Source organism: Phenylobacterium sp. (assembly GCF_030697305.1).
Classification (GTDB): Bacteria; Pseudomonadota; Alphaproteobacteria; order Caulobacterales; family Caulobacteraceae; genus Phenylobacterium.
Genome location: NZ_JAUYQL010000026.1, coordinates 20899 through 42582, shown reverse-complemented (window position 1 = coordinate 42582; position 21684 = coordinate 20899). Strand labels below are relative to the sequence as shown.

At 68.2% G+C, this 21684-nt stretch carries 18 protein-coding genes and 1 pseudogene; 4 read left to right on the top strand and 15 right to left on the bottom strand.

Annotation, left to right across the window (positions count from 1 at the left end; all coding sequences use genetic code 11):
- Nucleotides 1-15: 15 nt before the first annotated feature.
- Nucleotides 16-1821 (bottom strand): annotated as a pseudogene (gene lepA / locus Q8R27_RS02980) (translation elongation factor 4).
- Between the two features lie 146 nt (nt 1822-1967).
- Here lepA and Q8R27_RS02975 point away from each other — a divergent pair.
- Nucleotides 1968-2615: a DUF1134 domain-containing protein gene (locus Q8R27_RS02975; RefSeq protein ID WP_305697614.1), complete on the top strand. Its 648-nt coding sequence runs from the start codon at nt 1968-1970 to the stop codon at nt 2613-2615.
- Nucleotides 2616-2656: 41 nt separating this feature from the next.
- Here Q8R27_RS02975 and Q8R27_RS02970 read toward each other — a convergent pair whose 3' ends face one another.
- From Q8R27_RS02970 to Q8R27_RS02930, 9 genes are all read right to left on the bottom strand, one after another.
- Nucleotides 2657-4993: a choice-of-anchor I family protein gene (locus Q8R27_RS02970; RefSeq protein ID WP_305697613.1), complete on the bottom strand. Its 2337-nt coding sequence runs from the start codon at nt 4991-4993 to the stop codon at nt 2657-2659.
- Nucleotides 4994-5105: 112 nt separating this feature from the next.
- Nucleotides 5106-7481, bottom strand: a complete 2376-nt coding sequence (gene pheT, locus Q8R27_RS02965) for a phenylalanine--tRNA ligase subunit beta (RefSeq protein ID WP_305697612.1) — start codon at nt 7479-7481, stop codon at nt 5106-5108.
- Nucleotides 7478-7897, bottom strand: coding sequence for a hypothetical protein (locus Q8R27_RS02960; protein WP_305697611.1), 420 nt, complete (start codon nt 7895-7897; stop codon nt 7478-7480). Before Q8R27_RS02960 ends, pheT begins: the two co-directional genes overlap by 4 nt.
- A complete protein-coding gene (gene pheS / locus Q8R27_RS02955; RefSeq protein ID WP_305697610.1) occupies nt 7894-9003 on the bottom strand; it encodes a phenylalanine--tRNA ligase subunit alpha in 1110 nt (369 codons plus the stop codon). Before pheS ends, Q8R27_RS02960 begins: the two co-directional genes overlap by 4 nt.
- 111 nt (nt 9004-9114) lie before the next feature.
- Nucleotides 9115-9471 (bottom strand): 50S ribosomal protein L20, encoded by a 357-nt coding sequence (gene rplT, locus Q8R27_RS02950; RefSeq protein ID WP_305697609.1) that lies wholly within the window; start codon nt 9469-9471, stop codon nt 9115-9117.
- A 20-nt stretch (nt 9472-9491) separates the two neighbouring features.
- Nucleotides 9492-9692, bottom strand: coding sequence for a 50S ribosomal protein L35 (gene rpmI / locus Q8R27_RS02945; protein ID WP_305594076.1), 201 nt, complete (start codon nt 9690-9692; stop codon nt 9492-9494).
- Between the two features lie 210 nt (nt 9693-9902).
- Complete coding sequence (infC, locus tag Q8R27_RS02940; protein ID WP_305594078.1) at nt 9903-10424, bottom strand: translation initiation factor IF-3; 522 nt, start codon at nt 10422-10424, stop codon at nt 9903-9905.
- Nucleotides 10425-10533: 109 nt separating this feature from the next.
- Nucleotides 10534-11400, bottom strand: coding sequence for a glycosyltransferase family 9 protein (locus tag Q8R27_RS02935; protein WP_305594080.1), 867 nt, complete (start codon nt 11398-11400; stop codon nt 10534-10536).
- On the bottom strand, nt 11400-12560 hold the full coding sequence (locus tag Q8R27_RS02930) for a glycosyltransferase family 4 protein (RefSeq protein ID WP_305697608.1): 1161 nt from the start codon (nt 12558-12560) through the stop codon (nt 11400-11402). Before Q8R27_RS02930 ends, Q8R27_RS02935 begins: the two co-directional genes overlap by 1 nt.
- 46 nt (nt 12561-12606) lie before the next feature.
- On the opposite strand from Q8R27_RS02930, the gene Q8R27_RS02925 reads away from it, so the two are divergent.
- Nucleotides 12607-13353, top strand: coding sequence for a carboxylesterase (locus Q8R27_RS02925; protein ID WP_305697607.1), 747 nt, complete (start codon nt 12607-12609; stop codon nt 13351-13353).
- Here the strand turns inward: Q8R27_RS02925 and Q8R27_RS02920 are convergent.
- Genes Q8R27_RS02920 through glmS form a run of 3 tightly spaced genes read right to left on the bottom strand, consistent with a single transcriptional unit; the run spans nt 13350 to nt 16964 of the window.
- Complete coding sequence (locus tag Q8R27_RS02920; protein ID WP_305697606.1) at nt 13350-14210, bottom strand: SDR family oxidoreductase; 861 nt, start codon at nt 14208-14210, stop codon at nt 13350-13352. The genes Q8R27_RS02925 and Q8R27_RS02920 overlap by 4 nt on opposite strands.
- Nucleotides 14211-14217: 7 nt before the next feature.
- On the bottom strand, nt 14218-15087 hold the full coding sequence (locus Q8R27_RS02915; protein ID WP_305697605.1) for a UTP--glucose-1-phosphate uridylyltransferase: 870 nt from the start codon (nt 15085-15087) through the stop codon (nt 14218-14220).
- A gap of 59 nt (nt 15088-15146) precedes the next feature.
- Nucleotides 15147-16964 (bottom strand): glutamine--fructose-6-phosphate transaminase (isomerizing), encoded by a 1818-nt coding sequence (gene glmS, locus Q8R27_RS02910; RefSeq protein ID WP_305697604.1) that lies wholly within the window; start codon nt 16962-16964, stop codon nt 15147-15149.
- A gap of 117 nt (nt 16965-17081) precedes the next feature.
- Here glmS and glmM point away from each other — a divergent pair, with 117 nt between their 5' ends.
- Nucleotides 17082-18434 (top strand): phosphoglucosamine mutase, encoded by a 1353-nt coding sequence (gene glmM, locus Q8R27_RS02905; RefSeq protein ID WP_305697603.1) that lies wholly within the window; start codon nt 17082-17084, stop codon nt 18432-18434.
- Nucleotides 18435-18534: 100 nt separating this feature from the next.
- The gene (locus Q8R27_RS02900; RefSeq protein WP_305697602.1) at nt 18535-18693 is read left to right on the top strand and encodes a hypothetical protein; all 159 of its coding nucleotides are present in this window, start codon (nt 18535-18537) and stop codon (nt 18691-18693) included.
- Nucleotides 18694-18705: 12 nt separating this feature from the next.
- Here Q8R27_RS02900 and Q8R27_RS02895 read toward each other — a convergent pair whose 3' ends face one another.
- Both Q8R27_RS02895 and Q8R27_RS02890 read right to left on the bottom strand, forming a co-directional pair.
- A complete protein-coding gene (locus Q8R27_RS02895) occupies nt 18706-20037 on the bottom strand; it encodes a UDP-glucose/GDP-mannose dehydrogenase family protein (RefSeq protein WP_305697601.1) in 1332 nt (443 codons plus the stop codon).
- 85 nt (nt 20038-20122) lie between these two features.
- Entirely contained in the window at nt 20123-21622 is a 1500-nt protein-coding gene (locus tag Q8R27_RS02890) for a phosphomannomutase/phosphoglucomutase (RefSeq protein ID WP_305697600.1), read from the bottom strand.
- Nucleotides 21623-21684: the final 62 nt, after the last annotated feature.

The following is a 21684-nucleotide window of genomic DNA, read 5'->3' as shown; positions in this document are numbered from 1 at the left end:
AGCACGCAGGCTCGCCTAGTCGGCGTCCATCTTCAGGGCGGCGATGAACGCCTCCTGTGGGATCTCCACCTTGCCGAACTGGCGCATGCGCTTCTTGCCGGCCTTCTGCTTGTCCAGCAGCTTGCGCTTTCGGCTGGCGTCGCCGCCGTAGCACTTGGCGGTCACGTCTTTGCGCAGCGCCCGGATCGTCTCGCGCGCCACGATCCGACCGCCGATCGCCGCCTGTAGCGGGATCTGGAACATGTGCGGCGGGATCAGGTCCTTCATCCGCTCGACCATTGAACGGCCGCGCGCCTCGGCGCGGTCGCGGTGCACCAGCATGGACAGCGCGTCCACCGGCTCGGAATTCACCAGGATCGACATCTTCACCAGGTCGCCGTCGCGGTATCCCTCGATCTGGTAGTCGAACGAGGCGTAGCCCTTGGAGATGCTTTTCAACCGGTCGTAGAAGTCGAACACCACCTCGTTCAGCGGCAGGTCGTAGACGGCCATGGCGCGGCTGCCGACATAGGACAGCTCCCGCTGCTCGCCGCGGCGGTCCTGGCACAGCTTGATCACCGCGCCCAGGTACTCGTCCGGGGTTAGGATGGTGGCCTTGATCCACGGCTCGGCGATCGAGGCGATCTTCACCGGATCGGGCAGGTCGGCGGGGTTATGCAGGTCGATGACCGAGCCGTCGGTCATGCCGATCTTGTAGACCACGCTGGGCGCGGTCGCGATCAGGTCCAGGTCGAATTCGCGGGAGAGCCGCTCCTGGATAATCTCGAGGTGAAGGAGGCCGAGGAACCCGCAGCGGAAGCCGAAGCCCAGCGCCGCGCTGGTCTCCATCTCGTAGGTGAACGAGGCGTCGTTCAGGCGCAGGCGCCCGATCGCCGCGCGCAGATCCTCGAAGTCGGCGGCGTCCACCGGGAACAGGCCGCAGAACACCACCGGCTGCACTTCGCGAAAACCCGTGAGCGCCTTTTCGGTCTGGCGTCGTTCGTCGGTGATGGTGTCGCCGACGGCCGCGTCGGCCACCTGCTTGATCTGGGCGGTGATGAAGCCGATCTCGCCCGGGCCCAGCTCCTCGAGCTCGGTTTGCTTGGGCAGGAACACGCCGATGCGATCCACCTGGTAGGTGGCGCCGGCGTTCATCATCCGCACCTTCTGGCCGGAGCGCAGCGTGCCGTCGAACACTCGCACCAGCACCACCACGCCCAGATAGGCGTCGTACCAGGCGTCGACCAGCAGGTACTACAACTGCGCGACGCTGTCTCCCTTGGGCTCGGGCAGGAGGGCGACCACCGCCTCCAGCACGTCGACGATACCGACGCCGCTCTTGGCGGAGGCCAGCACAGCCTCCGAGGCGTCGATGCCGATCACGTCCTCGATCTGCTGGCGCACCCGCTCGGGCTCGGCCGCCGGCAGGTCGATCTTGTTCAGGACCGGCACGATCTCGTGGTTGTTGTCGATCGCCTGATAGACGTTGGCCAGCGTCTGGGCCTCCACCCCCTGGCTCGCGTCCACCACCAGGATCGAGCCCTCGCACGCGGCGAGGCTGCGGCTGACCTCATAGGCGAAGTCGACGTGGCCGGGCGTGTCCATCAGGTTCAGGACGTAGTCCAGCCCGTCCTTGGCGCGGTAGTTCAGCCGCACCGTCTGGGCCTTGATGGTGATGCCGCGCTCGCGCTCGATCTCCATGGAGTCGAGCACCTGCTCCTTCATCTCGCGCGCCGTCAGCCCGCCGGTCTCCTGGATCAGCCGGTCGGACAGCGTCGACTTGCCGTGGTCGATGTGGGCCACGATGGAAAAGTTGCGGATGCGTTCGAGCGGGGTCGTCATGGCGCCAGCGTCTAGCACATTCGGGCGGGCGTGCGAGCGCGCGTCGGTGCGGGACCGTCATGCTTAACCGCGTCTTAATCCACACCGCCGCATTCAGAACGCCAGGGGATGGGAGGCTGGCTCATACCTTTAGGAGAGACGCGTCCATGGATCGCCGCAAGCTGATCATTTCAGGCATCGCCGTCCTGGGCTCCGCCGGGTGCGCCACGGCGCGGCCGCGTGATCCGTACAACCAGGGCCCAGGCCTTGGACCGGTGTCGAGCCCGACGCCGCCGCGCTCGCAGCCCGCCGACCCGAACACTCAGGTCGCAGAGACCTATTCGCGCGAAGAGATTGTCACCAACGTCTCGGATTTCCTGGGCGTCACCGCAGAAACGGCCGGCGGCGTGATCGAGCGGGTGTTCGGCGAGTATGGCCGGCCCACCGCCTATATCGCCGGCGAGGAAGCCTCCGGCGCCATCACCGTTGGCGCACGCTACGGCCGCGGTCTGCTGTACATGAAGAACCGGCCCACCCAGGAGCTGTTCTGGCAGGGCCCGTCGATCGGCTGGGACATCGGCGGCAACGCCAGCCGCGTGTTCACCCTCTGCTACAACCTCCAGTTCCCGGACGCGATCTTCCAACGCTTCCCGGGCGTCGAGGGTTCAGCCTACCTGCTGGGCGGCATGGGCGTAAACTACCAGCGCGCCGACGAGATCACACTCGCCCCCATCCGCGCCGGCGTCGGCCTGCGACTGGGCGCCAACATCGGCTACCTCGCCTACAGCCGTCAGCGCAACATCCTGCCGTTCTGACGCGCTGGGGCGAGCGCCAACGCTCGCCCCGACCGTCGTCGTCAGGCGCCGATGAAGTCCTCGTAGGCGTAGTTCGCCAGCCGGATCGAGGACCCGTCGAGGAAGCTGATCACGGTGTCGCCCCCGTCGGCGGTGATGATCGGCGCATCTCCGCCCACCGCCGACCAGTCCAGGCTGTCGCCGTTGCGGAAGTCGGTCACCACGTCATCGCCGAAGCCGGCCGCGAACACGAACAGGTCGGCGCCTGAACCACCCTCCAGCGTGTCGTCGCCCGCGCCGCCGCTCAGCGTGTCGGCGCCGGAGCCGGCGCGCAGCACGTCCGCATCCGCGCCGCCGGCCAGGACGTCATTGCCTGAACCACCGTCCAGGGTGTCGGCGCCCGCGCCGCCGGACAGGCTGTCCGCGCCCGCGCCGCCCAGCAGCGAGTCCACACCCCCCAGACCCTGCAGGGTGTCGTCGCCCGCGCCGCTGTTCAGCGTGTCCGAGCCGCCGGCGCCGGTGAGCACGTTGTCGAATGCGCTGCCGGTTCCGGAATGCGTCCCGTCGCCGGTGAAACGCAGGTTCTCCACCTGGCCGCTCAGGGTGAACGAGGCGAGCCCGGTCTGGATGGTGTCGGTCCCTTCGCCCTGGCGCTCGTCGATGCGGTCTGCGGCCAAGTCGACGATGTAGGTGTCGTTTCCGAAGCCGCCGCGCAGCAGGTCCGCGCCCGCGCCGCCGTCCAAGGTGTCGTCGCCGGCCAGGCCCGCGATGGTGTCGGCCCCACCACGGCCCTCGATGCGGTCGCCGAGCGCGCTGCCGGTGATGCTGTCTGCGCCCTCGCTCTGGTTGGCGATGGTGTAGATCGTGGTCGTCCCGCTGACCTCGTTGGCGCTGATCAGCAGGGCCTGGCCAGTGGGGCTGTCGGCGGCGGACACGAACTTCACCACCTCGGGCGCATAGTCCTGGCTGGTCGCAGGTTTGTAGCCGACGAAGCTCGCTTGGGCCGGGTCGGTGACGTCGTAGATCATCACCCCGCCGACGCGCTCCAGCGTCACGAAGGAGTAGGTCCTGTCGCCCACCACGCCGACCGCGACGCCCTCTGGCTCGGGACCCTTGTTGTCCGAGCGGTTGTCTGGCGTCGCGCCGTTCTCGGTGTTGTGCAGGTTGGGGAACTTCTGGGCGATGATCGCCTCGAACTCGCCCCCCGTTTCGCGCACCTTGGTGATCGTGCCGTCGGCGTTCTGGCGGAAGATCGACACGCCGCGCCCGCCGAAGGTGGTGATCTGGTCGTAGTCGCCGTCGCCATCGGTGTCGCCGACATTGGACAGCACATTCAAGCGTCCGGCGCTGGCCTTGATGGCTGCAGCGTCGGGATAGGCGGTCGGATCGAGCTTGTAGCTGTTCGCGGAGAGCCGGCCTTCGTCGACCAGGCCGCCGACGCGCGCGTCGCCCTCGTTGGCGGTGATGAAATAGGTCGCGCCGCCCGCCTTGAAGCTGGCGATGGCGTCGGGTTGCAGCAGGCTGACGATGTCGAAATTGCCGATCGACACCCCGTTCTGGTCGTTGGGGTCGAAGGCGTTGCCGGCCAGCGTGCGGTCGATACCGCCCAGCGGCTGGATGGCGATCGGACGATCAGCCGTCGGGTTGGTGAGGTCGATCACCGCCACGCCGTTGACCTCCTGCAAGGTCACATAGGCGCGCGTGCCGTCGGGCGAGATGGTGATGTATTCGGGCTCGATGTCGTTCCCCGCCGCCTGACCGGGGAACAGCGCGAGGCCCTGGGCCTTCAGCGCGGCTTCCGACCCGTTCAGCGCGCCGAACGAGATGGTGTTGGAGACCGCCGCATTCGCCGCGCCGCCCGACATGTCGATGATGCTGATCGAGCCGGCAGGGTTGTTGGTCGGCGACACCGTCTCGGCCTCGTTGGCCACAAGCAGCTTCTTGCCGTCGGGGCTGAACACGACCTGGTCGGGCAGCACGCCCACCGCGATGGTCTTTATGAGTGTGTTGGTCGCGGTGTCGAAGAGCGCGACGTAGCCGGACTGGTCGCCGGCGGTGTTCTGATAGGCGACAGCGATGACCCCGTTCTTCACGGCCACCGAGTTCACGCCGCCGTAGGCTGGCAGGCCATTCAGGTCGATCGAACCGTTGGCGCTGGTCGCTCCATCGGCCCCGAGATGGGCGATGTCGATGCGCCCCTGCGCGAGGTTGGTGACGTAGAGGTTGTCGGACCTGGCGTCGAAGTCGACCGACTCGGCCCGCCCTGCGGCGACCGCGCCCGAGCCGGTGAACTCGCCCAGGCGGATCAGTTGCACCGCATCCGTGCCGAGCGGCGCCGCCACGGCGCCCTGCAGCGACGGCGCAGCGTCGAAAACCTTGATCCCGCCGACGTCGATCATCCAAATTCCCCTTCGCGCAAAGGGGCGGCCCGCGCCCCCGCCGGACCCCCGGCGTAAGCTGGACTAGCGGCGAAGGTTAACGGCGGCGTGACGCTTCGATGACGGGCTTACGTCAGGCGCGCAGTTTCGCGCCGGTCGCCTTGCCGGCGGCCGCGACGATGCGGGCCGACAGCGCCTCGATCTCGGCTTCGGCCAGGGTCTTGTCCTGCGGCTGCACGGTGACTTCCACGGCGACCGACTTCGAGCCCTCGGCGACGCCCGGTCCCTGATAGACGTCGAACACGCGCGCCTCGGCGATCAGCGCCTTGTCGGCGCCTTGCACCGCGCGGGCGAGGTCTCCAGCCGCAACGGCCTCGTCGACCACAAACGCGAAGTCGCGCCGCAGCGGCATCAGCGCTGAGAGCTTCAGGGCGGCCTTGGTCTTGGTCGCCTTGCGCTTAGGCTCGGGGATCGCCTCGACCGCTATCTCGAAACCGTACACCGGACCCTCGACATCCAACGTCTTGAGCACGCGCGGATGCAGTTCGCCGAACTCGGCGACCACCTGCTTGCCCAGCCGCAGCACGGCCGCGCAGCCGGGATGCCACCAGTCCGCCAGCCCGCTCTGGTCGATCTGAAGCGAGGCGGTGGGCGCTCCCAGTTCGTCGAGCAGGGACATAAGGTCGGCCTTAAGCTCGAACACCGGATCGAGGTCGCGGCCGTCCCAACGACGCTGCGTGCGTGGCGCGAACGCCGCAGTGATCATCGTCGCTTGGTCGGCCGGCTGGTCGCCACGGTAGATCGGTCCGATCTCGAAGAGGGCGGCGTCGGCGAAGCCCCGGCGCGCATTGCGACCCAGCGCCTCGATCAGGTTCGGCAGGATTGACGGCCGCATGGCGTCCAGGTCCGAGGCGACCGGGTTGGTCACCACCAGCTCGGGCTGGCCGCCGCCGAACAGCACGGCTTTGGCCTGGGCGGTGAAGCTCCATGTGATGGTCTCGGCGTAGCCCGTCGCGGCCAGCGCCCGGCGCGCGGTGCGGATGCGGCGCTGGCGTTGCGTCAGCACGCCCCCGATCGCCGTCGCCATTGGCGGGAGCGGCTCGGTAGGCAGGGCGTCGAAGCCCTCGATGCGCGCCACTTCCTCCACCAGGTCGGCCTTGCCCTCGACGTCGCGACGCCACGACGGCGGCGTCACCTGGCCGGCCTCGACCGTGAAACCCAGGTCGCGCAGGATCGCGTCGATGCGCTCAGGGCCAACCTCCAGGCCGGACAGTCGGCGGACATAGCTCCGGTTGAAGGCGATGGGGGCGGGAGGGGCGGGCGGCGCGCCGGTCACGGTGATCTCCGAAGCCTCCCCGCCGCAGATCTGCAGGATCAACGCGGTGGCGAGTTCCAGCCCGGGGACCACGAACTCAGGGTCCACCCCGCGCGCGAAGCGGTACTGGGCGTCGGAGGTAATGCCGGTCACGCGACCCGTCTGGGCGGTGCGGATCGGATCGAACCAGGCGCTCTCGACAAACACCTCCGTGGTGGTCTCCGAGCAGCCGGTGGACGACCCGCCCATCACCCCGCCCAGGCCGATGGCGCCGGAGCCGTCGGCGATCACGCACATCTCCGTGGTGATCTGATGGGTCTTGCCGTCGAGGCCCTCGAGCGTCTCGCCGTCACGGCCCAGCCGCGCCTCGATGAAGCCGCCGGCGAGCTTGCCTGCGTCATAGACGTGCAGCGGGCGCGCGCGATCGTAGGAGATGAAGTTGGTCACGTCGACCAGGGCGTTGATTGGGCGCAGGCCGATCGAGGACAGGCGGTCCTGCAGCCAGGCCGGCGAGGGGCCGTTCTTGACGCCGCGGATCAGCCGGCCGGCGAACACCGGGCAGGCGTCCGAGCCGTCCAGGCGGATCTCCATCGGATTGGCGAACGCGCCGGCGACGGGAACCACCGACAGGTCCTTCAGCTTGCCGACGCCGGCCGCGCCCAGGTCGCGGGCGATGCCGGCGACGCCCAGCCAGTCGGGGCGGTTCGGCGTCACCTCGAAGTCGATCACCGCCTCGCGGCCCAGCGCTTCGGCGGCGGGCGCGCCCACCGCCAGATCGCCCGAAAGCTCCAGAATGCCGTCGGATTCCTCGGAGACCTCAAGCTCACGGGCGGAGCAGAGCATGCCGTTGGAGACCACGCCGCGCACCGGCCGCGCCTCCAGGGTCACGCCGCTGCCGGGCACATAGGCGCCGATCGGGGCGTAGATGGTGGTCAGGCCCGCCCGCGCGTTCGGCGCGCCGCAGACGATCTCCTTGCGTCCGTCGACGGTGTCCACCTGGCAGACTTGCAGCCGGTCGGCGTTGGGGTGCTGCACGGCCGAGACGATCTTCGCCACCGAGAAGGCGGCGAGCTTGGCGGCGGGGTCGTCAACGTGCTCGACCTCGAGGCCGGCCATGGTCATCGCCTCGACGATGCGCGGCGTGGAGGCGTCGGTCTGCAGATGCTCGCGCAACCAGGATGGTGTGAATTTCATGGGCGGGCTCGATTCAGGAATTCGGCCTTCAACCTGCTGAGCAGGGAGGGAAGATAGGATTGGTCGATCTCGAATGTGACGTTGAAATCGTAGTCGAAGGGTCCACCGATACGCTCGGCAAACTTGGCGGCGATTTGAACGTGCCCATGATCATGCGCGGTCAAGGAGAGCGCTACGTCCCGATCAAGACTGTTGAGCTCCGCCCGTCCCGACAACGTCGCGTGCAATACGGAAAGCCGGTTGCAGAACGTAGGAAGGTCGACGAATTCGCAGCGGCGTTCGAGCCGCACCTCGCCTGCATTCAGCCGGACTCGAGCAGGGTGTCCGTAGCCGACTGGTCCGTCAGAGGCCATTGCGAGGGAAGCCCCGGGGACGCTCAACTCGATCCACTCGGGCTCCTCATTGTCCAGAGTCACGACAACCCCGTCGCCGGGTTCGGCATGGCGAAGGGGGAGAAGCCGTAGTGCTGCAGCCAGCGCACGTCGCTGGCGAACATGTCGCGTAGGTCCGGCATGCCGTACTTCAGCATCCCCAGCCGGTCGACGCCGCAACCGAAGGCGAAACCCTGCCACTCGTCAGGGTCGAGACCGCAGTTGCGGAGCACGTTCGGGTGCACCATCCCGCAGCCCAGGATCTCCAGCCAGTCGTTCCCCTGGCCGATGCGCACTTCGCCACCGGAGCGGTCGCAGCGCACGTCGATCTCGGCCGACGGCTCGGTGAACGGGAAGTGGTGGGGGCGGAAGCGCGTCACCACCTCCGGCGTCTCGAAGAACCGGGCGATGAAGGTCTCCAGCGTCCACTTCAGGTGGCCCATGTGGATGTCGCGGTCGATCACCAGGCCTTCGATCTGGTGGAACATCGGCGTGTGGGTCTGGTCGCTGTCCTTGCGGAACGTGCGGCCGGGCACGATCACCCGGATCGGCGGCTCCTGGCCCTGGGCGATCCAGTTGGGCAGCTTCTCGTTGGTACGGTTCATCACCCGCACCTGCACGGGGCTGGTGTGGGTGCGCAGCACCTTGCGCTCGCCGTTCGCGTCTGCTGGCAGGAAGATGGTGGCGTGCATCTCCCGCGCCGGGTGTTTCGGCGGGAAGTTCAGGGCGGTGAAGTTGTTGAAGTCGGTCTCGATGTCCGGCCCCTCAGCCAGCGAGAAGCCCATGTCGGCGAAGATGGCGATCATCTCGTCCATGGTCTGCATGGTCGGATGCACCGAGCCGCGGCGGCGCGGCGGCGCGGGTAGGGTCAGGTCCACGTGCACCGCCGCCAGTTCGGCGTCGAGTTCGGCCGCCTCCAGCGCGGCCTTGCGGGCGGCGATCTGCTCGGCCATCCGCTCGCGCAGGCCGTTGATCGCCGGGCCCTGCTCGCGACGCTCGTCCGGGCTCATCGCGCCCAGGGTCTTCAGCAGCAGGCTGACGTTGCCGGCCTTGCCGAGGATCTGGACGCGGGCCTCGTCCAGCGTCGCGGTGTCGGGGGCCGCGGCGATCAGCGCGGCGTTGGCGGCTTCCAGGTCTGCGAGGTTCGTCATGGGTGCTTGCTCTAGCGTGTCGATCGGATTGCGGGAAGCGGGCGCAAAAAAGCCCTCCGACGCGTCGCCGGAGGGCTTTTGGATGCGCTGAGCAGGCTGCTCGCGAACTCCTTAGGCCAGGGCGGCGCGGACCTTGTCTGCGATGGCCTTGAAGCCGGCGGGATCGTTCCCCGCGATATCGGAGAGCACCTTGCGGTCCATCTCGATCCCGGCCAGGTCAAGGCCGTGGATAAATCGGGCGTAGGTCATGCCCTCGAGACGCGCCGCGGCGTTGATCCGCTGGATCCACAGCGAACGGAAGTTGCGCTTGCGGACCTTGCGGTCGCGATAGGCGTACTGGCCGGCCTTGTCGACGGCGGCCTTGGCGGTGCGGATAGTGTTCTTGCGGCGGCCATAGAAACCCTTGGCCTGCTCGAGAACCTTCTTGTGCCTGGCGTGGGACGTGACGCCCCGTTTGACGCGAGCCATATCTGTCTAAGCTCCTAAGATCACAGGCCGTAAGGCAGGTAGGTTTTGATGATTTTAGCGTCGGAATCGCTCATCACCTTGGTGCCGCGGTTCTGGCGGATGTACTTGGCGCTGTGGCTCAGGAGCCTGTGCCGCTTACCCGCCACGCCGGCCTTGATCTTGCCGGACGCAGTGATCTTGAAGCGCTTTTTGGCGCCCGATTTCGTCTTCAGTTTCGGCATTTCTCTGCGGAGCCGTAAAAGCCCCGTCCTCTGGCGTATTGATAACCGCCCTGGCATGCCATTGGGCCAGACGGTTCCGAAGGGGCGGGTGATTACGTGAAACGGCGGGTAAACGCAAGGCCGGCGGCGCTCAGCTGCCCACGCCCGCCGCAACGAAAACGCCGCGTCGCCTGTCCGACGCGGCGTTGATCGCTCAGTCCGCCCGGCCGATCAGCGCGGGGCGAGGATCATGATCATCTGGCGGCCTTCCATACGAGGCTCGTATTCGCACTTGGCGACCTCGTCGAAATCGGCGCGCACCTTCTGTAGCAGCTTCATGCCCAGTTCCGGGTGGGCCAGTTCGCGGCCGCGGAAGCGCAGCGTCACCTTGACCTTGTCGCCCTCTTCGAAGAACCGATACATCGAGCGCGACTTTACTTCATAGTCGTGGATATCGATGTTGGGACGGAGCTTGATCTCCTTGATCTCAACGACCTTTTGCCGCTTGCGCGCTTCGTTCTTCTTCTTCTGTTCCTGGAACTTGAACTTGCCGTAGTCCAGGATCTTGCAGACGGGCGGATCCGCGTTCGGGACGATTTCGACGAGATCCAGGCCTGCTTCCTCGGCGGCCTCCAGCGCGGAGGTCGTCGGCACCACGCCCTGCTTCTCGCCGTGCTGATCGATCAGCAGAACGCGGGGGACGCGGATGTCGTCGTTGATGCGCGGCCCGTCCTTGACGGGAGGCGACTGCATGGGGCGGCGAATAGGCTATGCTCCGTGGGTTGTTTCAGCGAGGAACGGCCGAAGCGCTCAAGCGTATCGGATATTCCCTTCGACTATATGGCCAAGCGCCCGCGCACGATCAAGCGCCGCGAGCCGGCGCAGGCGTCAGCGTGTTGGCGGCCTGAGCCACAGTGGCGGCCGGAAGCTCGGCCAGGACGTCGGCCTGCAGCACGGTGACATGACCGCGCGGCGCAGCCTTGGCCGGGTCGGCGCTGCGCGGCAGCACGACGATGGTCGGCGCGCCGACCGCCGCGGCCAGATGCATCGCCTCATGGGTCCCGCCGACCACAAGGGCGGCGCGTGCGCACAGGGCCGCCATGCGCGCGTAGTCGCTGGCCCCCGTCAGGTCGCGGGCCGCGCCGACCTTGCGCTGGATGTCGCGGGCGAGGTTGGCGTCCTGCGGCGCGCCGACCACGACGATGTCGAAGCCGCGGTCGTGCAGCAGCTTGCCGAGCTCGCCGAAGCGCTCGCCGGGCCACCGGTCCTGCGGCTTCTTCGATCCGCCGCCGGGAATGAACAGCACATAGGGCTTGCGCTGGCCGCTGCTGGACGCGCGCTCGGGGGCGGTCTTCTGCAGAATCCACGACAGGTCCGGCGGCGGCGTCTCGCCATCGGTTGTGGGCGCCGACCGCAACCAGGTCGGGCCAGGCCACAGGCCGAGGCGGATCTGCGCCGAGCCGCCGCCGCCCTCCAGGTCGTAGACGCGGCTGAAGCGCGAGGCGCGCAGGCGCATGCCGGTGGCGAAGCCGCCGCCGGAGTCCAGCTCCACGGCGTTGAAGTACGGAGAGGCCTTGGCCAACGGCTCGAACGGCGTCGAGGTGAGCAGGGTGATGCGCGCGTCACGGTGCGCCTCGCGGATCGCCTGCATCGCGCCCAGCGACTGTACGAACGATTCCAGGTCGCCCAGCTTGATGACCAGGATCTGGGGCTGGATCACCGGCGCCATCAGGCGCGGGCCTCGAGCACGCGGCCGTAGGCGGCCAGGGTCGCATCACACATGGCGTCCACCGAATAGAGCCTCCGCGCGCGATTAGCGGCCGTCTGGCCCATAGCCGAAAGCCGCGTGCGCCCGGCGTGCAGCGCCCTGCCCAGCGCGCTCGCCCAGGCCGCCACGTCGCCGGGCGCGACCAGCCAGCCCGTCTCGCCGTTGACCACCGTCTCCGTGGTGCCGCCATGGTCGGACGCCAGCACCGGGCGGCCCATCACCTGCGGCTCCACCGCGGTGCGACCGAACGACTCCGGTTTGGTGGTCGGCAGCATGGCGGCGTCGCCGACCATATAGGCCGCCGGCATGTCGTCGCAGTGGCCGACCAGGCGAATCTCGTCGGTCACGCCGGCCTTGGCGATCGCCGCCTCGACCTCGGCGCGATAGTCGGTGTTGCCGCGGTCGTCGCCGACGATCAGCACCATGAAATCGTCGCGCCCCTCGGCCTTCAGCCGCCCTGCGGCCTCCGCGATCAGGAGGTGTCCCTTGATGCGGGTCATGCGTCCGGCGAGCACGAACTTGATGCGGCGGTCGTCGGGATCCACGCCCCAGGCGCCGCGCAGGGCGTCCACCCGGTCGGGCGTCACCCACGCCGGATTGAAGCGCTCCAGGTCGACACCGCGCGGGATGGTGACGATCTTCTCCGGCGGCACCTTGTGTTGGCCCAGCACGTGGTCGCGGGTGTAGTCGGAATTGGCGATCACCAGGTCGCCGCGGGTCATCACCGCGTTGTACCAGCGCTTCAGCCGGCTCTGGGCGTTGTAGACCCCATGGTAGGTGGCCACGAACGGCGTCTTCGTGGTCTGCGCCGCCCAAAGCGCCGAGAACGCTGGCGCGCGCGAGCGGGCGTGGATGATGCTCACTTTCTCGCGATGGATCAGGTCGACAAGCCGGGCGGCGTTGCCCAGCATCACCAGCGGGTTCTTCGACTGCACCGGCATCTGCGCCAGTCGGCCACCGTCCGATTCGAGCCTGGCGGTCATCCGGCCGCCACGCGTGGCGACCAAGGCCTTGCCACCGGCGCGGACCACGGCGTGGGCCACGTCGATCGTCGTCTGCTCGGCGCCGCCCGTTTCCAGTTCCGGGACGACTTGCAGCAGCGTGAAGTCTGGCGGCAGCATCGTGCACCCTGCATAGCGCCTCGTGCGCTGTGGTAAAGGCCGGGACATGAACGAATCCACCGGAATGCTGCCCCGCCCGGGCGGCGAGCACATCGCCTGGCGCGCCGTCGCGGGCGCGGCGCCCACCATCGTGTGGATGAGCGGGTTCCGGTCGGACATGGCTGGGACCAAGGCGCTGGCGCTGGCGGACTGGGCGAAAGCGGAGGGCAGGGGCTTCCTCGCCTTCGACTATTTCGGTCACGGCGCCTCCAGCGGCGACTTCGCCGACGGTACGATCACCCGCTGGCGCGAGGACGCGCTGGCGGCGATCGACGAGCTGACAAAAGGCCCGCTGATCATTGTCGGCTCATCCATGGGCGGCTGGATCGCCTGCCTGGCGGCGATGGTGCGGGCGCAGCGCGTTGCGGGCATGGTGCTGGTCGCGCCGGCGGCCGATTTCACCGAGAAGCTGATGACGCCGGAGCTGTCGGCCGATGCGCGTAGCGCCCTGGAGACTGATGGGGTGTGGTTGCGACCGTCATTGTATGGCGACGCATATCCAATCACCCGCACCCTTCTGGAGGACGGAGCGCGCTGGTCGATCCTGCCGGGGCCGGTCCCGATCGAGGCGCCGGTGCGCATCCTGCAGGGCGGCGAGGACCCCGACGTGCCGTGGCGCCACGCCCTGGAGCTCGCCCAGGCCCTCAACAGCCGCGACCTGGTGTTCAGCCTGATCCGCGACGGCGATCACCGCCTGTCGCGCCCGCAGGACATCGCCCGCCTGCTGGCCGCGGTGGAAGAGCTCTGCGGCTAGCCGCCAGCGGCCAGCACCGCACGCAGGCCTTCGCGATAGGTCGGATAGAGCGGCCGCCAGCCAAGCTCGGCCTTCGCGCGTGCGTTGGAGACCCGCTTGTTCTCCGCATAGAAGCGCCGCGCCTGCGGGGACATCGCGTCCAGGTCCAGAGCTGTCTGAGCCGGTGGTTCGACGCCGATCAATCCTGCGGCATGACTGACCACTTCCGCCCCCGAGGCCGGCTCGTCGTCGCACAGGTTGTAGATCCCGCCGGCGCGGGGCCGGGCGATCGAAGCTTCAAGTCCCGCGGCCAGGTCGTCCACATGGATGCGCGAGAACACCTGGCCTTCCACCGCCATCCGCCGCGCCGTGCCGGCCCGCAATCGGTCGAAGGGCGAGCGTCCCGGCCCATAGATGCCGGGCAGGCGGAACACGCACACCGTCAGGCCCATGCCGCGGCCCACCTGCAGCCAGTCGCGTTCGGCGGCGACCCGGCGCGCGCCCTCGGTGGACAGCGCCGCGAGGCGCCCGTCCTCGAACACCCAACGACCGCCGCGGTCGCCGTAGACGCCGGTGGTGGACAGATACCCCACCCAATCCGGGAAGGCGCCCGCGCGGGCCAAGGCCGGCACCAGGGGCTTCAGCGCCGGGCACCCGGCGGCGCCAGGCGGGGCGGTGATCAGCAGGGCGTCAGTGGACGCGAGTTGGGCCGCCAGCGCAGTTTCGTCGCCCAGGGCCACTGGCTCCACGCCCTCGGCGCGCATGCGTTCGGCGGCGTCGTCTTCGCGATAGGTCGCCGCGATGCTCCACCCCTTCGGCGTCAGGCGCCGGGCCAGGGCGCGGGCCGTATAGCCGTAGCCGAAGACGAAGAGCTTCATCGCTCGGTCAGAGCAGGGCGAGGATCGCCGCGCGCGCCGCCTCGCCCATGTCCGGGCGCGCCAGCGCGAAGGCCACATTGGCTCGAAGCAGGCCGATCTTGTCGCCGCAGTCGTAGGTCACGCCTTCGTACTCCAGCGCGTGGAACGGCTGGTCGGCCATCAACCGGGCCATGGCGTCGGTGAGCTGGATCTCGCCGCCCGCGCCGCGTTCCTGGCGTTCCAGGCGATCGAAGATGTCGGGCTGCAGGATATAGCGGCCGCTGATGAACAGGTTCGAAGGCTCGGTCCCGGGCGCCGGTTTCTCGACCATGCCGGTCATTCGGTTCAGACGGCCCTCGCGGCCGTCGAGGGCGACGATGCCGTACTTGTGCGCCTCGCCCTCGGGCGCGGGTTCGACCACCACGATGTTGCCGCCGACCTTGTCGTAGGCGTCGACGGCCTGGGCGAGCGCCGCGCGCGGGGCCGCCATCAGCATGTCCGGCAGCATCACCGCGAACGGCTCGTCGCCGATCACGTCGCGGGCGCACCACACCGCGTGGCCCAGGCCCAGCGGGGCCATCTGGCGGATGAAGCTCATCTCGCCTGGCTTCGGCAGTTCGGCCAGCACCTCGGCCAGGATGTCGGTCTTGCCCTTGGTCTGGAGCGTGGTCTCCAGCTCCGGATTGGCGTCGAAGTAGTCCTCGATCGCGCCTTGGCCTCGGCCGACGATGAACACGAAATGCTCGATGCCGGCGGCCCGCGCCTCGTCGACGATGTACGACAGGATCGGCCGGTCGAAGATGTTCAGCATGTTCTTCGGCGTGGTCTTGGCGCCGGGCAGCACCCGCGTCCCGAGACCCGCCACCGGCAGCACCGCCTTACGCACACGCTTGGTCATCCGCGTCCTCCGTCGGGCTCGCAACTAGCCGACGCCGCGCGGGAAATCCAGCAAGCGCGCTATTCCACGGTCACCGATTTGGCGAGGTTGCGCGGTTGATCGACGTCGGCGCCCTTGTGGACGGCCACATGGTAGGCGAGCAGCTGGATCGGCGCGGCGTACACCAGCGGCGCGATCAGCGGGTCGCACGCCGGCCCGACCAGCACCCGCACGCCCGCCGGTGCGTGGCGCGCACCTTGCGCATCGGTGATCAGCACGATCTGGCCGCCGCGCGCGATCACCTCGCTCATGTTCGACATGGTCTTGTCGAACAGGTCGTCAGAGGGGGCCAGCACGATCACCGGCGTCGCCTCGTCGATGAGGGCGATTGGGCCGTGCTTGAGCTCGCCGGCCGCGTAACCTTCCGCGTGGATATAGCTGATTTCCTTCAGCTTCAGGGCGCCTTCCAAAGCCAGCGGGAACATCGGGCCGCGGCCGAAATATAGCACGTCGCGGGCCTTCGCCAGCTCGGGCGTCAGCAGGCGGATGGCGTCCTCCATGGCGATGGACTCGGCGATCAGCCGCGGGGCTTCCAGCAGCAGGCGGGTGAGGCGGGCCTCTTCCTCGGCGTCGATGCGCCCGCGGGCGACCGCCGCGGCGATGGCCAGGGCGGTGAGGGCTGTGACCTGGCCGGTGAACGCCTTGGTGGAAGCGACGCCGATCTCGGGCCCCGCGTGGGTCGGCCACAGGATGTCGGCCTCGCGGGCCATCGTCGATTGATCGACATTGACCAGGGCCGCGGTGGTGAGCCCCTTCGCCTTGCACCAGCGCAGCGCCGCCAGGGTGTCGGCGGTTTCCCCCGACTGAGAGATGCCGACCGCCAGCGTCCCCGGCGTCACCGCCGGCTCGCGGTAGCGGAATTCGGATGCGGCCTCCACGTCCACGGGCAGGCCGGCCAGGCGCTCAAACAGATAGCGGCCGATCTGGCCTGCGTAGGCCGAGGTGCCGCAGGCGACGATCTGCAAGCGTTCGACCTTGGCGAAGTCCACGCCGCCCGGCGCCTGGGCGCGCGACGACACGGCGTCCACATAGGCCGACAGCGTGTGCTGGCAGGCGTCCGGCTGGTCGTGAATCTCCTTCTCCATGAAGTGGCGGTAGTTCCCCTTCTCCACCAACGCCGCGGAGGCAGGGACGGCGTGAGCGGGGCGCGAGACCGGATGGCCGGCGGCGTCGAACACGTGGGCGCCGGCATGGTCGATGGAGACGAAATCGCCCTCGTCCAGATAGGCGATGCGATTGGTGAAGGGCCCAACGGCGAGCGCGTCGGAGCCTAGGAACATCTCGCCGGCGCCGTAGCCGACCACCAGGGGACTGCCGCGGCGGGCGCCCAGGATCAAGTCGTTGCAGCCGTCGATCAGCACGGCCAGCGCGTAGGCGCCGGTCAGCCGGTCCAGGGTCGCCTTCAGCGCCGCCAGCGGTTCCAGGCCGTCGGCCAGGCGCGCATCCATGAGCTGGGCGATCACCTCTGTGTCGGTCTCGCTCTCGAACACGCGGCCCTGGGCCTGAAGTTCGGCGCGCAGCTCGGCGAAGTTCTCGATGATGCCGTTGTGGACCAGGGTTACGCGGCCGGCGCGGTGAGGGTGAGCGTTACGCTCGGACGGCGCGCCGTGGGTCGCCCAGCGGGTGTGGCCGATGCCGGTCTGGGCGTACAGCGGCTCTTCCGCCAGCACCTCCTCCAGCGCCCGGATCTTGCCCTTGGCCCTGCGGCGCTCGACGCTGCCGTCGCGCACGCCCGCTATCCCCGCGGAGTCATAGCCGCGGTATTCGAGGCGCTTGAGGCTTTCGATCAGCCGCGCCTGCACCGGGCTCGTTCCCACGATGCCGATGATGCCGCACATGGGCCATCCTTTGTGATAAATTGGGGCTTACAGGACTGCGTCGCCCCCGCGGCCTTTAGCATTCGCAAACGCGACGTCGACTAAATCTCGGTTTCCGATCGTTTCGAGAGCTGACGTATGAGCAAGCGCGCCTTCTTTGGCACTGACGGCATCCGCGGCGAAGCCAACCGCCATCCGATGACCGCGGAGGTCGCCCTGCGGGTCGGCATGGCTGCGGGCAGGGTGTTCATGTCGCAGGACGAGCGCCGACATCTGGTGGTGATCGGCAAGGACACGCGCCTGTCCGGCTACATGATCGAACCGGCCCTGGTGGCGGGCTTCACCAGCGTCGGCATGGACGTGCGCCTGCTGGGGCCGATGCCGACGCCGGGTGTGGCGATGATGACCCGCTCCATGCGCGCCGACCTGGGCGTGATGATCTCGGCCTCGCACAACGTCTTCTCCGACAACGGTATCAAGCTATTCGGCCCAGACGGCTTCAAACTGTCGGACGCCCGCGAGATCGAGATCGAGGCGCTGATGGCCGGCGGATTGGACGAAGGCCTCACCGGTCCCTCGCAGCTCGGCCGCGTCGCCCGCATCGACGACTCCCAGGCCCGCTATGTGGAGATCGCCAAGGCGACCTTCCCAAGGAAACTCAGCCTCGCCGGCCTGCGCGTCGTCATCGATTGCGCCAATGGCGCAGCCTACAAGGTGGCCCCCCTGGCGCTGTCGGAGCTCGGCGCCGAGGTGCTGCCGCTGGGCGTCGAGCCCAACGGCTTCAACATCAACCAGGACTGCGGGTCGACTGCGCCCCAGGCCATGGCACGGATGGTCAAGCACTACCGCGCCGACCTGGGCATCGCCCTGGACGGCGACGCCGACCGGCTGGTGATCAGTGACGAGCGCGGCCAGATCGTCGACGGCGATCAGATCATGGCGCTGATCGCCGACCATTGGGCGCGCCAGGGGCGGCTGACCGGCGGCGGCGTGGTGGCGACCGTAATGTCCAACCTGGGCCTGGAGCGATTCCTGCAAGCGCGCGGATTGACGCTTGAGCGCACCCCGGTGGGCGACCGCTCGGTTATGGTGCGCATGCGCGAGGGCGGGTTCAACCTGGGCGGCGAACAGTCGGGCCACATTATTCTTTCTGACTTCTCGACCACCGGCGATGGGCTCATCGCGGCGCTGCAGGTGCTGGCTTGCCTGCGCGAGTCCGGCAAGCCGATGAGCGCGCTCGCCCGCCAGTTCGAGCCTGCACCGCAGAAACTTGAGAATGTCCGCTTCGTCGGCGGCAAACCGCTGGAGAGCGAGCAGGTCCAGGGCGTCATCGCCCAAGCCGAGCAGCGGCTGAACGGCGCGGGCCGGCTGGTGGTGCGCGCTTCGGGCACCGAGCCGTTGATTCGCATCATGGCCGAGGGCGACGACGAGAAGCTGGTTTCCCAGGTAGTCCGCGAGATCGCCGCCGCCGTGAAGAAGGCGGCGGCTTGACCTAGCGTAAACGAACTCCTGTCCAATCCGCGGGTTTCATGTCAGATTCGTAATGGTCCGCGCCGCTCGACCGGCGCGCGATGAATGAACTGGAGGAAACATGCTGCGGATCCCCATGCATGGGGGTGTGGCGCCGGGCGTGCAAAGGTGCACGAAGTCGCTGGCCTGCCTTGCGTTCGTCCTGGCGCTCGGTGCGGCCGTCTGGGCCGGCGTCCTCTGGATCGGCATGATCCTCGCCGCCATGGCTCAGGGTCTCTAGAGCGCCTCGGGATCAGGCCTTGCCGGTGATCGGTCCCGTCAGCGGCCGACCCACGCTCGTGTAGCTAAAGCCGCGAGCGCGCATGTCGTCCGGCTTGTAGATGTTGCGCAAATCCACCAGCACCGGCCGTTTCATCAGCAGCTTGATGCGGTCCAGGTCCAGCGCGCGGAACTGATCCCATTCGGTGATGATGACCAGGGCGTCGGCGCCCTCGGCTACGTCGTAAGGGCTGTCCTTGAAATCCACGTCGCGCAGCAACTGGCGCGCCTCGTGCAGCCCTTCCGGATCGAACGCCTGCACCTTCGCGCCCAGGGCTTGCAGGGCCGGGACGATGTCCAGCGAGGGCGCATCACGCATGTCGTCGGTGTTGGGCTTGAAGGTGAGTCCCAGCACGCCGACCGTTTTGCCGGTGACGTCGCCGTCCAGGGCGCGGGCGACCTTTTCGGCCATCTGCTTCTTGCGCGCGTCGTTTACCGCCACGGTGGTCTCGATCAGCGCCACGGGAGAGCCCGCGTCGCGCGCCGTGCGCACCAGCGCCAGGGTGTCCTTGGGAAAGCACGAGCCGCCGTAGCCCGGGCCGGCGTTGAGGAACTTGCCGCCGATGCGGTTGTCCAGGCCGATGCCGCGGGCCACCTGCTGCACATCCGCGCCCACCGCTTCACAAAGGTCGGCGATCTCGTTGATGAAGGTGATCTTTAGCGCCAGGAAGGCGTTCGCCGCGTACTTGATCAGTTCCGAGGTCCGCCTGGCGGTGAACACGATCGGCGTCTCGTTGAGGTAGAGCGGACGGTAGAGCTCGGTCATCACCGCGCGGGCCTGCGGGTCGTCGGTGCCGACCACCACGCGGTCGGGCCGCTTGAAGTCCTCGATCGCGGCGCCTTCGCGCAGGAACTCCGGGTTGGAGACCACGGCGAACTCGGCGTCGGGGCGCACGCGGCGGATGATCGCCTCGATCTCGTCGCCCGTGCCGACCGGCACCGTCGACTTAGTGACGATCACCGTGAAGCCGTCGATCAGGCCGGCGATCTCCTCGGCGGCGGCGTAGACATAGGACAGGTCCGCATGCCCGTCGCCGCGCCGCGACGGGGTGCCGACGGCGATGAACACCGCGTCGGCCTCTGCCACCGCCTTCGCCGCTTCGGTGTCGAAGTACAGCCGCCCGGCGCGCACGTTCTGTGCGACCAGCAGGTCGAGGCCGGGCTCGAAGATCGGGATGCCGCCGCCTTTCAGCCGCTCGATCTTACCGGCGTCTTTGTCGATGCAGGTCACCGTATGACCGAAGTCGGCGAAGCACGCCCCGCTGACCAGGCCGACGTAGCCTGTCCCAATCATCGCCACATGCATGAACGGCTTCCCTGCGGGCTATGGAGCGCAAAGCGGCGCTCTGACATACGCTGGCCGCGGCGACAATCGCGCCGCCGCGCCGGCGTCAGATTTCCTGGTTGTAGGCGCCGACCTGGGCGCGTTTGCCCAGGCGGGGCTTAACTTCCTCGCGGAACAACGCTCGCATATCGTCCTCTGATTGCGTGCTTTCCACGACCACCACGATCTCCGGCTTATTGGACGAGGCGCGCACGAGCACCCAGGAGCCGTCCTCCAGCGCCACGCGCACGCCGTTGACGGTGATCAGGTCGATGATCTTGCGGCCCAGGATCTTCGTCCCCGCGTCGCGCAGCGCCGTGTATTCGGCCACTACATCGTCGACCACCCCGTACTTCACCTCGTCGGCGCAGTGCGGCGACATGGTCAGCGAAGTGTAGGCGACGGGCAGGGCGTGCTTCAGCTCCGACAACGTCTTGGTCGGGTTGCGGTCGAGCATCGACAGGATCGCCGCGGCCGAGACGATGCCGCAGTCGTAGCCGCGCCCGATCGGCGGGTTGAAGAAGAAGTGGCCGCTCTTCTCGAAGCCGGCCAGCGCGCCCAGCTCGGCGGTCTTGCGCTTGATGTAGCTGTGGCCGGTCTTCCAATAGACGGTGGTCGCGCCGTTCGCATGCAAGACTGGATCGGTGGCGAACAGGCCGGTGGACTTCACATCGACCACGAAGGTCGCGTCCTTGTGCAGCGCGGACAGGTCGCGGGCCAGCATCAGCCCGATCTTGTCGGCGAAGATCTCCTCGCCTTCGTCGTCGACCACGCCGCAGCGATCGCCATCGCCGTCGAAGCCCAGCGCCAGGTCGGCGCCATGGTCGCGCACCGCCTGCGCCATGGCGTGCAGCATGACGCTGTCTTCGGGGTTGGGATTGTACTTGGGGAAGGTCCAGTCGAGGTCGCAGTCCATCTCGACCACAACGGCGACGCCCATGCGGCGCAGGGCTTCCGGCGCGAAGGCGCCGGCGGTGCCGTTGCCGCAGGCGCAGACCACCTTCAGCGGCCGGCTGATGCTGGCGCGCGAGGCTGCATCGGCGATGTAGCGTTCGGCGACACCGTCCACCTGGGTGAGTTTGCCGCCCGGGCGCTCCACCCAGTCGCCGTTCAAGACGATCTCCTTCAGCCGGCCCATCTCCTCGGGCCCGAAGGTGAGGGGACGCTGGGCGCCCATCTTCACCCCGGTCCAGCCGTTCTCGTTGTGGCTGGCGGTGACCATGGCGACGCAGGGCGCGTCGAGGTCGAACTGCGCGAAATAGGCGGTCGGGGACAGCGCCAGGCCGATGTCCAGCACCTCGCAGCCCGCGGCGATCAGGCCCAGCGTCAGCGCCTGCTTGATGCTCAGCGAATAGGAACGGAAGTCGTGGCCGACGACGATGCGCTTCTGGCCGAGCTCGTGGATGTAGGTACCAAGCCCCATGCCCAGCGCCTGGACGCCAAGCAGGTTGATTTCCGGGCCGAACAGCCAGCGCGCGTCGTACTCGCGAAAGCCGGTCGCCTTGACCAGCGGAATGGTCTCGAAGGCGGCGGTGTTGGGGACGAGGTCGGCGCGAGGGACGTGCATCGCATCTCCGGGGGCAAGATCAGCGGGTTGTTAGAACGCCCCGCGGTTAAGGCCAACCCAAC

What these genes read in the sequence shown, in the direction of transcription:
- infC (WP_305594078.1), bottom strand. Translation starts at nt 10,424, where the DNA reads ATGCAGTCGCCTCCCGTCAAGGACGGGCCGCGCATCAACGACGACATC.
- glmM (WP_305697603.1), top strand. Translation starts at nt 17,082, where the DNA reads ATGAGCAAGCGCGCCTTCTTTGGCACTGACGGCATCCGCGGCGAAGCC.
- Q8R27_RS02970 (WP_305697613.1), bottom strand. Translation starts at nt 4,993, where the DNA reads ATGATCGACGTCGGCGGGATCAAGGTTTTCGACGCTGCGCCGTCGCTG.
- Q8R27_RS02895 (WP_305697601.1), bottom strand. Translation starts at nt 20,037, where the DNA reads ATGCATGTGGCGATGATTGGGACAGGCTACGTCGGCCTGGTCAGCGGG.
- Q8R27_RS02930 (WP_305697608.1), bottom strand. Translation starts at nt 12,560, where the DNA reads ATGCTGCCGCCAGACTTCACGCTGCTGCAAGTCGTCCCGGAACTGGAA.
- glmS (WP_305697604.1), bottom strand. Translation starts at nt 16,964, where the DNA reads ATGTGCGGCATCATCGGCATCGTGGGAACGAGCCCGGTGCAGGCGCGG.
- Q8R27_RS02935 (WP_305594080.1), bottom strand. Translation starts at nt 11,400, where the DNA reads ATGGCGCCGGTGATCCAGCCCCAGATCCTGGTCATCAAGCTGGGCGAC.
- Q8R27_RS02975 (WP_305697614.1), top strand. Translation starts at nt 1,968, where the DNA reads ATGGATCGCCGCAAGCTGATCATTTCAGGCATCGCCGTCCTGGGCTCC.
- Q8R27_RS02915 (WP_305697605.1), bottom strand. Translation starts at nt 15,087, where the DNA reads ATGACCAAGCGTGTGCGTAAGGCGGTGCTGCCGGTGGCGGGTCTCGGG.
- rplT (WP_305697609.1), bottom strand. Translation starts at nt 9,471, where the DNA reads ATGGCTCGCGTCAAACGGGGCGTCACGTCCCACGCCAGGCACAAGAAG.
- pheS (WP_305697610.1), bottom strand. Translation starts at nt 9,003, where the DNA reads ATGACGAACCTCGCAGACCTGGAAGCCGCCAACGCCGCGCTGATCGCC.
- rpmI (WP_305594076.1), bottom strand. Translation starts at nt 9,692, where the DNA reads ATGCCGAAACTGAAGACGAAATCGGGCGCCAAAAAGCGCTTCAAGATC.
- Q8R27_RS02900 (WP_305697602.1), top strand. Translation starts at nt 18,535, where the DNA reads ATGCTGCGGATCCCCATGCATGGGGGTGTGGCGCCGGGCGTGCAAAGG.
- Q8R27_RS02925 (WP_305697607.1), top strand. Translation starts at nt 12,607, where the DNA reads ATGAACGAATCCACCGGAATGCTGCCCCGCCCGGGCGGCGAGCACATC.
- Q8R27_RS02920 (WP_305697606.1), bottom strand. Translation starts at nt 14,210, where the DNA reads ATGAAGCTCTTCGTCTTCGGCTACGGCTATACGGCCCGCGCCCTGGCC.
- pheT (WP_305697612.1), bottom strand. Translation starts at nt 7,481, where the DNA reads ATGAAATTCACACCATCCTGGTTGCGCGAGCATCTGCAGACCGACGCC.
- Q8R27_RS02890 (WP_305697600.1), bottom strand. Translation starts at nt 21,622, where the DNA reads ATGCACGTCCCTCGCGCCGACCTCGTCCCCAACACCGCCGCCTTCGAG.